This window comes from Sphingomonas natans (assembly GCF_030546695.1).
Taxonomy (GTDB): domain Bacteria; phylum Pseudomonadota; class Alphaproteobacteria; order Sphingomonadales; family Sphingomonadaceae; genus Sphingomonas_I; species Sphingomonas_I natans.
In genome coordinates this window covers 214,687-224,145 of record NZ_JAUOTP010000010.1, presented here as the reverse complement: position 1 = coordinate 224,145, position 9,459 = coordinate 214,687, and the positions used below count along the sequence as shown (strand labels likewise).

At 68.1% G+C, this 9,459-nt stretch carries 11 protein-coding genes; 8 read left to right on the top strand and 3 right to left on the bottom strand.

Annotated elements, in window-relative coordinates; translation table 11 throughout:
• From Q4F19_RS19105 to Q4F19_RS19085, 5 genes are all read left to right on the top strand, one after another.
• Positions 1–351, top strand: a 351-nt coding sequence (locus Q4F19_RS19105) for an SPOR domain-containing protein (protein WP_303546063.1), incomplete at its 5' end; no start/stop codon positions are given.
• Positions 352–505: 154 nt separating this feature from the next.
• Positions 506–1,513, top strand: a complete 1,008-nt coding sequence (gene nagZ / locus Q4F19_RS19100; protein ID WP_303546061.1) for a beta-N-acetylhexosaminidase — start codon at positions 506–508, stop codon at positions 1,511–1,513.
• A gap of 140 nt (positions 1,514–1,653) precedes the next feature.
• Positions 1,654–2,409, top strand: a complete 756-nt coding sequence (locus Q4F19_RS19095) for a segregation and condensation protein A (RefSeq protein ID WP_303546059.1) — start codon at positions 1,654–1,656, stop codon at positions 2,407–2,409.
• A 154-nt stretch (positions 2,410–2,563) separates the two neighbouring features.
• The gene (gene scpB, locus Q4F19_RS19090; protein ID WP_303546057.1) at positions 2,564–3,136 is read left to right on the top strand and encodes an SMC-Scp complex subunit ScpB; all 573 of its coding nucleotides are present in this window, start codon (positions 2,564–2,566) and stop codon (positions 3,134–3,136) included.
• A gap of 45 nt (positions 3,137–3,181) precedes the next feature.
• Positions 3,182–3,433: a twin-arginine translocase TatA/TatE family subunit gene (locus tag Q4F19_RS19085; protein ID WP_303546055.1), complete on the top strand. Its 252-nt coding sequence runs from the start codon at positions 3,182–3,184 to the stop codon at positions 3,431–3,433.
• Between the two features lie 149 nt (positions 3,434–3,582).
• On the opposite strand, the gene Q4F19_RS19080 is transcribed toward Q4F19_RS19085, so the two are convergent.
• Genes Q4F19_RS19080 through accB form a run of 3 tightly spaced genes read right to left on the bottom strand, consistent with a single transcriptional unit; the run spans position 3,583 to position 5,751 of the window.
• Positions 3,583–3,918: an arsenate reductase family protein gene (locus tag Q4F19_RS19080; protein ID WP_303546053.1), complete on the bottom strand. Its 336-nt coding sequence runs from the start codon at positions 3,916–3,918 to the stop codon at positions 3,583–3,585.
• Entirely contained in the window at positions 3,915–5,267 is a 1,353-nt protein-coding gene (gene accC / locus Q4F19_RS19075) for an acetyl-CoA carboxylase biotin carboxylase subunit (RefSeq protein WP_303546051.1), read from the bottom strand. The genes Q4F19_RS19080 and accC overlap by 4 nt, the downstream gene beginning before the upstream one ends.
• Positions 5,268–5,271: 4 nt before the next feature.
• Positions 5,272–5,751: an acetyl-CoA carboxylase biotin carboxyl carrier protein gene (gene accB / locus Q4F19_RS19070; protein WP_303546049.1), complete on the bottom strand. Its 480-nt coding sequence runs from the start codon at positions 5,749–5,751 to the stop codon at positions 5,272–5,274.
• Between the two features lie 148 nt (positions 5,752–5,899).
• On the opposite strand from accB, the gene thiS reads away from it, so the two are divergent.
• The 3 genes from thiS (at position 5,900) to Q4F19_RS19055 (ending at position 9,419) form a co-directional block, all read left to right on the top strand.
• Positions 5,900–6,907 carry a sulfur carrier protein ThiS gene (gene thiS, locus Q4F19_RS19065; RefSeq protein ID WP_303546047.1) on the top strand — a complete coding sequence of 336 codons (1,008 nt, stop codon included), beginning with the start codon at positions 5,900–5,902 and terminating at the stop codon, positions 6,905–6,907.
• A gap of 141 nt (positions 6,908–7,048) precedes the next feature.
• Complete coding sequence (locus tag Q4F19_RS19060) at positions 7,049–7,639, top strand: PEPxxWA-CTERM sorting domain-containing protein (RefSeq protein ID WP_303546045.1); 591 nt, start codon at positions 7,049–7,051, stop codon at positions 7,637–7,639.
• Positions 7,640–7,799: 160 nt separating this feature from the next.
• The gene (locus tag Q4F19_RS19055; RefSeq protein WP_303546043.1) at positions 7,800–9,419 is read left to right on the top strand and encodes a hypothetical protein; all 1,620 of its coding nucleotides are present in this window, start codon (positions 7,800–7,802) and stop codon (positions 9,417–9,419) included.
• Positions 9,420–9,459: the final 40 nt, after the last annotated feature.

Sequence of the window (9,459 nt, the reverse complement as noted above, 5' to 3'; positions counted from 1 at the left end):
CCGCTGCCCGCGCTCCCGGCGACGCCGCCGGTCGCCGCCGTGCCGCCCCCTGCGCCGAAGCCCGCGCCGATCCCGAAGGCGCCCGTTCCCGCCGCGCCGTCGGCGCCGTCCAATGCGGGCGGAAGCGGCGTGATCCAGCTCGGCGCCTTCTCCAGCGAGGCCAAGGCGAAGGAAGCGTGGAAATCGCTCTCGTCGCGATTCGCGGGGCTGCGTGATCTGGGGCTCGCGATCAGCCCGGTCGAGAGCGGCGACAAGACGCTCTACCGGCTGCGCGCTTCGGGCGCCGCCAACGGCGCGCGCCTGTGCGCACAGTTGCGCGTGGCGGGTGAGAGCTGCAGCATCGTTAATTAGTGAAGCCAGCGCGCGTATCCGTTCGGTTCGAGCAGCTTCGAGCCTGTCGAGAAGCGTCCGTCGAGAACCCTTCTCGACTTCGTTCTCGGCAAGCTCGAACTTCGCTCGAAGCAAACGGAGTTTAGCCGTCGCGAGGCTCGAAAAGGACGCAGAAGTGACCCCCCTGATCCTCGGCCTCTCCGGCCCCATCCTCACCGACGAGGAGCGCGCCTTCTTCGCCGACGTGGCGCCCGCCGGTTACATCCTGTTCCGCCGCAACGTGACGGATCGTGCCCAGCTGCGCGCGCTGACCGACTCGTTGCGCACGCTGTCGGGCCGCGACGACGTGCCGATCCTGATCGATCAGGAGGGCGGCCGCGTCGCGCGGATGCAGCCGCCCGAATGGCCCGCCTTCCCGCCCGGCGCGCGCTTCGATGCGCTCTACGACGTCGCGCCGATGTCGGCGATCGAGGCGATGCGCGCCAATGCGACCGCGTTGGGGCTCATGCTCCGCGAGGTCGGCGTCAACGTCGATTGCCTGCCCTTGCTCGACGTGCGGCAGCCGGGCGCGCACGACATCATCGGCGATCGCGCTTTGGGCACCGAGCCGCTGCGCGTCGCGGCTTTGGGGCGGGCGACGATCGAGGGGCTGCGCGCGGGCGGGGTCGTCGGCGTCGTCAAGCATGTGCCGGGCCACGGCCGGGCGACGGCGGACAGTCATCTGGAACTGCCCGTCGTCGATGCCCCCGCCGAAGAGCTGGAAACCGATCTCGCTCCCTTCGTGCGGCTGAAGGGCGCGCCGATGGCGATGACCGCGCATGTCGTCTACACCGCCTGGGACGCGGACGATTGCGCGAGCCTGTCAGCGAAGGTGATCGGCGACATCATCCGCGGCCGGATCGGCTTCGATGGCCTGCTCATGTCCGACGATCTCGGCATGAAGGCGCTCAAGGGCGATTTCGGCGAGCGCGCGGCGGGCGTGATCGCGGCGGGCTGCGACGTCGCGCTGCATTGCTCGGGCGACATGGCCGAGATGATCGCCTGCGCCGATGCGGTCCCGGGCATCACCGCCGAGGCGCGCATCCGCCTCGATCGCGCGATGGCGACGATCGCGGAAGCGGCGACGGTCGAACCGTTCGAGGCACTGATCGCCAAGCGGGACGCGTTTCTGGCATTGATCTAGCCTCTCCCCTCCCGCTTGCGGGAGGGGCTGGGGTGGGCCTGCACTATCGCCGTCGGGTGCCCGCCCCTCGATCCCCTCCCGCGGGCGGGAGGGGAAGCATGTCTCGACTCACCCGTATGTCCGGCTAATCTGCGCGGTTCATGACCGACCAGTTCGATCTCACCCTGAAGCGCGACGAGGACGAGACGCTCACGCTCGATCTCGACGGGTGGGAGGGGCCGCTCGATCTGCTGCTGACGCTCGCGCGTAACCAGAAGGTCGATCTCAAGCAGATCTCGATCCTTGCGCTCGTCGAGCAATATCTGGCCTTCATCGCCGAGGCGCGCGCGCTGAAGCTGGAGCTGGCCGCCGATTATCTCGTGATGGCCGCGTGGCTCGCTTATCTCAAATCGGCGCTGCTGCTGCCGCGCGATCCGGAGGTGGAACCGAGCCCCGAGGAGCTCGCGCTGCGCCTGCAGCTCCGCCTCCAGCGGCTGGATGCGATGCGCGAGGCCGGCGCGCGGCTGATGGCGCGCGACCGGCTCGGCCGCGACGTCTTCGCGCGCGGCGATCCCGAAGGCCTGCGCGTCGTCAAGAAACCCGCCTGGGAGGCGAGCCTGTTCGATCTGATCGCGGCCTATGGCGCGCTGAAGGCGCGCAGCGTGCCGGCGATGCACATCGTCTCGCGCCGGCCGGTGATGACGCTGGAGGCGGCGCTGGAGCTGGTCGCGCGGATGATCGGCCAGAAGCTCGACTGGGCCGATCTGGCGAGCTTCCTGCCGCCAGCGGAGGACGAGGCCTATCGCCGCTCGGCGGTGGCCTCCAGCTTCGTGGCGGCGCTGGAGCTGGCCAAGCAGGGGCGGCTGGCGCTGCGACAGGAGGCGGCGTTCGCGCCGCTGATGGTACGCCGGGCGTGAGGGGGACGCCAAAATTCCTCCCCGGAACGGGGAGGGGGACCATCCGCAGGATGGTGGAGGGGGCTCTCAATCAGCGCCGCGCTGCGCCGAACTCCCCCTCCACCCCTCGCTTCGCGAGCGGTCCCCCTCCCCGTGCCGGGGAGGAATGCCCGTTATGATCGACATCGAAGTCCGCGCGCTGGAAGCCACGCTCTTCGCCGCCGAGGAGCCGATGACCCCCCACGGGCTCGCCGCCGCGACCGGCATCGAGAATGTAAAGCCTGCGCTCGCCCGCCTCGCCGCGCTCTACGAGGGCCACGGCATCGAACTGGTCGAGCGCGGCGGCCGCTGGCGCCTCCAGACCGCGCCCGATCTCGCGCATATCCTGCGCCGCGAGAAGAGCGAGCCGCGCAAGCTTTCGCGCGCCGGCATCGAGACGCTCGCGATCATCGCCTATCACGAGCCGGTCAGCCGCGCCGAGATCGAGGCGATCCGCGGCGTCCAGATTTCGAAGGGCACGCTCGATGCGCTGATGGAGGCGGGCTGGATCCGGCCGGCCGGGCGGCGCGAGGTGCCGGGCCGGCCGCTGACCTTCGCGACGACGCCCGCCTTCCTCGACCATTTCGGCCTCGCTTCGCGCCGCGATCTGCCGGGGATCGAGGATCTGCGCGCGGCCGGCCTGCTCGATCCGATCGATCTGGTGCTGGAGCAGCAGCTTGAGGTGGCGAATCCCGACGAGGGAGACTAGAAAGCCGCGACGGGACCTCGGTGAGAGGCTCTAGGGAGATTTCTGATGGGCGGTTTGAGCATCTGGCATTGGCTGATCCTTGCGGTCGTGGTCATGCTCCTGTTCGGCAAGGGGCGCCTGTCGGACATCATGGGCGATGCCGCCAAGGGCATCAAAAGCTTCAAGAAGGGCCTCGCCGACGAGGAAGACGAGCGCCCGCCGGTGCGCCCCGCGACGCGCCTGCAGAACCAGCCGCCGCTGGATCCGAACCCGGACGCCAAGCTCCAGCCGATGCAGGACGATCGCCCGCATATTTGAGGGCGGGCATCGCCAACCCGAACCGCTCATCCTGAGGAGCGACTGAGCGAAGTCGAAGGCGCGTCTCGAAGGACGTCACCGTTGCGCGCGTCCTTCGAGATGCCGCTTCGTCAAGCTCAGCGGCTCCTCAGGATGAGCGGAGGTTAGGGTTACAGGATCTCGCGCACCTTTTCGGGCGGTCGGCCGAGCCTGACGCCCTTGGCCGTCTCGATCAGCGGCCGTTCGATCAGGATGGGGTTCGCCGCCATCGCCGCGAGGATCCTTGCCTCATCGGCATCCCTGAGCGGCTTGGCCTCGGGCTCGGCCAGCCGCAGCCCGTCGCGCGCAGTCATCCCCGCCTTGGCATAGAGTCGCGCCAGCTCCTCGGCGCCGGGGGGCACCTTCAGATACTCGACGATCGTCACGTCGGCCCCGGCCGCCTCCAGGATCGCCAGCGCCTCGCGCGACTTGGAGCAGCGCGGATTGTGCCAGATCGTCGCTCTCAAGGCTCCTGCCTCGCGAGCCACTCCTCCAGCCACTTGATCGAATAATCGCCCGCGAGGAACTCGGGATCCTCCACCAGCGCCTGATGCAGCGGGATCGTCGTCTTGACGCCGTCGATCACGAACTCCTCCAGCGCGCGGCGCAGACGGCGCAGCGCGCCGTTGCGCGTCGTCCCGTAGACGATCAGCTTGGCGATCATGCTGTCGTAATAAGGCGGGATCCGATAGCCGGCGTAGAGCCCGCTATCGACGCGGACGTTCATGCCGCCCGGTGCATGATATTGCGTCACCATGCCGGGCGAGGGCGCGAAGGTGCGCGCATCCTCGGCGTTGATCCGGCATTCGATCGCATGGCCGCGGAAGATCACGTCTTCCTGGCGCAGCGTCAGCGGATGGCCTTCGGCGATACGGATCTGCTCGCGGACGAGATCGAGCCCGGTGATCGCCTCGGTCACCGGATGCTCCACCTGCAGGCGGGTGTTCATCTCGATGAAGTAGAATTCCTCATTCTCGTAGAGGAACTCGATCGTGCCCGCGCCGCGATACTGCATCGCCGCCATCGCCCGCGCGACGATCCCGCCCATATGATCGCGCTGCGCCTGGCTGATGACCGGGGAGGGGGCCTCCTCGATCACCTTCTGGTGACGGCGCTGGATCGAGCAGTCGCGCTCGCCGAGATGGATCGCATTGCCCTTGCCGTCGCCGAACACCTGGAATTCGATGTGGCGCGGATTGCCGAGATATTTTTCGAGATAGACGGTCGCGTCGCCGAACGCGGCCTTCGCCTCGGTCCCGGCCTGGTTCATCAGCGTCTCGAGCTGGTCCTCGGACGTGCAGACCTTCATGCCGCGTCCGCCGCCGCCCGACGCCGCCTTGATGATCACGGGATAGCCCGCCGCGGCGGCGATCGCCTTGGCCTCGGCCAGATCGGAGATCGGGCCGTCCGAGCCCGGCACCAGCGGCAGGCCGAGCGCGCCCGCGGTGCGCTTGGCTTCGATCTTGTCGCCCATCGTCCGGATATGTTCGGGCTTCGGCCCGATCCAGATGATGTCGTGCGCCTCGACGATCTCGGCGAACTTGGCATTCTCCGAGAGGAAGCCGTAGCCCGGGTGGATCGCGTCCGCGCCGGAGATCTCGGCGGCCGAGATGATGTTGGGGACGTTCAGGTAGCTCTCGGTCGCGGACGGCGGCCCGATGCAGACCGCCTCGTCGGCGAGCCGCACGTGCATCGCGTCCGCATCGGCGGTGGAGTGCGCCGCGACCGTGCGGATGCCCATCTCATGGCAGGCGCGATGGATGCGCAGTGCGATCTCGCCGCGATTGGCGATCAGGACCTTCTCGATCTTCGCCACGTCGTTACTCGACGACGACGAGCGGCTGATCATATTCGACCGGCTGGCCGTTATCGATCAGGATCGCGGTCACGGTGCCCGCCTTGGGTGCGACGATCGGGTTCATCACCTTCATCGCCTCGACGATCAGCAGCGTGTCGCCGGCGGCGACCTGCTGGCCGACGGCGATGAAGTTCTTCGCCTCGGGCGAGGCCGCCATGTAGCAGGTGCCGACCATCGGCGAGCGGACCGTGCCGGGATTTTCGGCCGGCGCCACCGCCGCGGCGGCCACCGGTGCGGGCGCGGCGGCAGCCGACGCCGCAGGGGCGGCTTGCGCCAGGTTCGGCGCGGCAGGCGCAGGCACCGCGACGTTGCGGACGACGCGGATCCGGCGATCGCCGTCCTGCACTTCGATCTCAGTTAGGCGCGTATCATCGAGCAGCTCGGCGAGCTGGCGGACAAGCGCGGGATCCACCTGCATCGCTGTCCTCGTAATATCGGTCATCAAGACCACCTCATCTCGTTTGGCCGGGCGCAATGTCAGAGCTTGCCGCATCCGTCCAGCATTGAGCGTCGCCAGCGGCTCCGCGCCATTTGAAAGCAAGGGCCGGAGCGCCTAAGTCGCGCTCTCTCCAGCGGGACATCAGCACCTCATGCACAGCGACGGTACGATCAGCATCATCGTCAACGGCGAGCATCGCCGCGTCAATGCCGGCCTGACGATTGCGGGCCTCGCCAACGAGCTCGGCCTTGAGCCGACGAAGGTCGCGGTCGAGCGCAATCTCGAGATCGTGCCGCGCTCGACGCTGGCCGATGTCGTCCTCGACGACGGTGACGAGCTCGAGATCGTGCACTTCGTGGGCGGGGGAGACCATGTCGCACCGGCGGTGGATGCGGACACGTGGAGCGTCGCCGGCAAGACCTTCCGCTCGCGGCTGATCGTGGGCACGGGCAAATACAAGGATTTCGCGCAGAATGCGGCCGCCGTCGCCGCCTCGGGCGCGGAGATCGTCACGGTCGCGGTGCGGCGGGTCAATATCGCCGACAAGAACTTGCCGATGCTGACCGATTATATCGATCCCAAGCGCATCACCTATCTGCCCAACACCGCCGGCTGCTTCGATGCCGAGAGCGCGATCCGCACGCTGCGGCTGGCGCGCGAGGCGGGTGGCTGGGATCTCGTCAAGCTGGAGGTGCTGGGCGAGGCGAGGACGCTCTATCCCGACATGATCGAGACCCTGCGCGCGACCGAGATCCTCGCCAAGGAAGGCTTCCTGCCGATGGTCTATTGCGCCGACGATCCGATCGCGGCGAAGCGGCTGGAGAATGCGGGCGCGGTCGCGATCATGCCGCTCGGATCGCTGATCGGATCGGGTCTCGGCATCCAAAATCCCGTGACCATCCGGCTGATCGTGGAAAATGCGACCGTGCCCGTGCTCGTCGATGCGGGCGTCGGCACCGCATCCGAGGCGGCCGAGGCGATGGAACTCGGCTGCGATGGCGTGCTGATGAACACCGCGATCGCCGAGGCGAAGGATCCGCTGCTGATGGCGGCGGCGATGAAGGCCGCGGTCGAGGCGGGCCGCTTGGCCTATCGCGCCGGACGGATGCAGCGCCGCCGCTACGCCGATCCCTCGAGCCCGCTGGCGGGATTGATCTGATCCTCGGGCGACAATGACGCCTTTCCCTGCCGTTTCACCATCGCGCGTAAGAAAACTGCAACTTTTCATCCATTTACACAATGGTTAGCGATCGGTTAACGGCGCATATCCGCGCAGGGAGCGCGGGAAGGGGACATCAGCATGAAGCGTTTCTTTGCGGCGGCTCTGGCCGCCGTTGTTCTGCCGGCCTCGGCGCAGGCGGCCCTCGTCATCAACGTCGCCCAGGTCGGCACGTCGGTCATTTTCACCGGATCGGGTTCGTTCAACACGGCCGGGCTTACCCAGTACAGCCCTAGCCAGCCTTTCCAGAGCAGCCCCGGAGTCAACCCGTCCTACAGCCTGAACGTCGGCGTTTCCGCGCCGATCAGCATCTTCACCGGATTGACCGGCAAGGCGCTTGGCACGTTCGCGAACTTCACGTCCGCCTCGGCGGCCACCGGCGACGCGTTCGGGTTGAACTATGGGCTGAACGGCATCAACGTGCCCGTAAACTATATTTCGGGTACGCAGCTGGCCGGGACGGCGACGTTCCTCAATCAGACGATCGCCGGCCTCCATCTTACGGCAGGCTCGTATGTCTTCAGCTCAAGCTCGGCGAACGACACGCTGACGATCAACGTCGGCCCCCTCGCCGCCGTGCCCGAGCCCGCCACCTGGGCGATGATGGTCGGCGGCTTCGGCCTGCTCGGCGCGGCGATGCGCCGTCGCAAGGTCGGCGTCCGCTTCGCCTGATAGCGATTGCCAGACGACGAGAAGGGCGCTCCCGGCTTGGCCGGTGAGCGCCCTTTTTCGTTTGAGACAATGGTCCGGTCCCGCGAAATGACGCGAAACCGGCCGCGTGGAGCTTGTCGAAGCGCAGCCCGTCCTTAAACCTCGTCGCAGGGGGAAGGCGATGCTTCGGCAGGCTGAGGACGAACGGGGGACAGGCTGGCTGTGCGCGCTTGCCGCCGCCTGCGCGATTGCCGCGATCCCGATCCTCGCCGTGCCGATGCCGCTCGTGCTGGATTATCCCAACCATCTCGCGCGGCTCTGGCTGCTCGCGGGCGGCGCCAGCGAGGCGTCGTTTCCGGCCATTTACGCGATCGACTGGAGCGCGAGCGGCACCAACATCCTGATCGATCTGATCGCGATCACCATCGGCCGCGTCGTTCCCATCGGGCTGCTCGGGCCGGCGCTGCTGATCGCGGCGCTGCTGCTGCCCGCGATCGGCGCGGCGATGCTGGGGCGCGCTGCGTTCAGGCGATGGAGCTGGTGGCATCTCTTCGCCTTGCTCCCCGCCTGGGGCGCGCCGCTGCTGCTGGGCTTCCTCAATTTCCAGATCGGCTGCGGGCTTGCCTTGATCGGTGCGGCGATCGATGCGCGTCTGACCGGCGCGCCCGGCCGCATCGCCTTCCGTATCGGCTGGGCGATCCTGCTACTGGTGACGCACCCCTTCGGCTTGGGGTTTCATGCGGCCCTGCTAGGCGGGTTGGCGCTCGGGCCCGATCTTCCGGATCGGTTTCGCGCAAGATCGCTGCTGATCCCGGTCGGGCGCGCGATTCGCGCCGTGCTCCCCGCAATAGCGGTGGTGATCCTGTTCTGGCTGGTCGCGCGACATCCCGGCGGCGCGTCGGCCGCGCCGACGTGGCTGCCCTGGCCGTTTCGCATCGAAGCCTTGTTCTCACCGATGCAGGGCTATGGTGGGTCGATCGGCACCGTTCTGGTCGCCCTGCTCTGGGGTACGATCCTGATCGCGCGGGCGAGCGATGCGCTGCGCGTCCATGCGGGCCTCGCAATCGCCGCGGCTCTGCTGGCCGGGGGGACGCTCGTCGTGCCGCAGATCGCTTTCGATACGGGGCAGTTGATGCTGCGCTTGGCCGAAATGGCGTGGCTTACCTGGATCGCGGCGGTGCTGCCCGGCGTCGGCTGGGGGCGACGCGCCACGTCGGGGGGCGCCGCGCTGGCGCTGGCGGCGGTCGCGCTCAGGACGGCGGATATCGGCCGCGTCTGGATCGCGCGGCAAAGCGACGCGGCATCGGTCGCTGCCATGCTCGCGCAGGTGCCACAGGGCGCGCGGATCCTGCCGCTGGATCAACAGCCGCAGCTGGTTCCCTATACCGGCCTGCCGATCGGCCGCGCTCTCGGACCCCTGCCCACCTATCTGCACCTGCCGCTGCTCGCCGTGCCCGGGCGCCATGCCTTCTTGCCGACGCTCTTCGCTTATGCCGGCAAACAGGTGGTTTCGGTCAGACCGCCTTATGATCGCATCGCCGTGCGCGAGGGCACGCTCGCGACGGTCGATCGGCTCGGTGCGCTCACGCCGACCTCGCCCGATGCGACGTTTTATCCCTATCTGATGAACTGGCCCTGCTTCGATTTCGTGCTCGTGCTCAACGCCGACCTGCCGAATCGCGCAGGTCTGCTGCGCACGTTCGGCGGCCGGATCGCGCCTGTCGCGGACGGCGGCTTCGCGCGGCTCTACCGGATCGCGGACGGGGCGCGACGGACGTGCGCGGTTCCGGGGTTGCGGTGATCCTGGCCCGGTGCGGTTCATCGCGATCTGCTAGACGAAT

Bases quoted from the DNA above. Each gene is read 5' to 3' on its own strand.
- Q4F19_RS19095 (WP_303546059.1), top strand. From the start codon at position 1,654: ATGACCGACCAGTTCGATCTCACCCTGAAGCGCGACGAGGACGAGACG.
- scpB (WP_303546057.1), top strand. From the start codon at position 2,564: ATGATCGACATCGAAGTCCGCGCGCTGGAAGCCACGCTCTTCGCCGCC.
- Q4F19_RS19085 (WP_303546055.1), top strand. From the start codon at position 3,182: ATGGGCGGTTTGAGCATCTGGCATTGGCTGATCCTTGCGGTCGTGGTC.
- accB (WP_303546049.1), bottom strand. From the start codon at position 5,751: ATGACCGATATTACGAGGACAGCGATGCAGGTGGATCCCGCGCTTGTC.
- thiS (WP_303546047.1), top strand. From the start codon at position 5,900: ATGCACAGCGACGGTACGATCAGCATCATCGTCAACGGCGAGCATCGC.
- Q4F19_RS19060 (WP_303546045.1), top strand. From the start codon at position 7,049: ATGAAGCGTTTCTTTGCGGCGGCTCTGGCCGCCGTTGTTCTGCCGGCC.
- Q4F19_RS19055 (WP_303546043.1), top strand. From the start codon at position 7,800: ATGCTTCGGCAGGCTGAGGACGAACGGGGGACAGGCTGGCTGTGCGCG.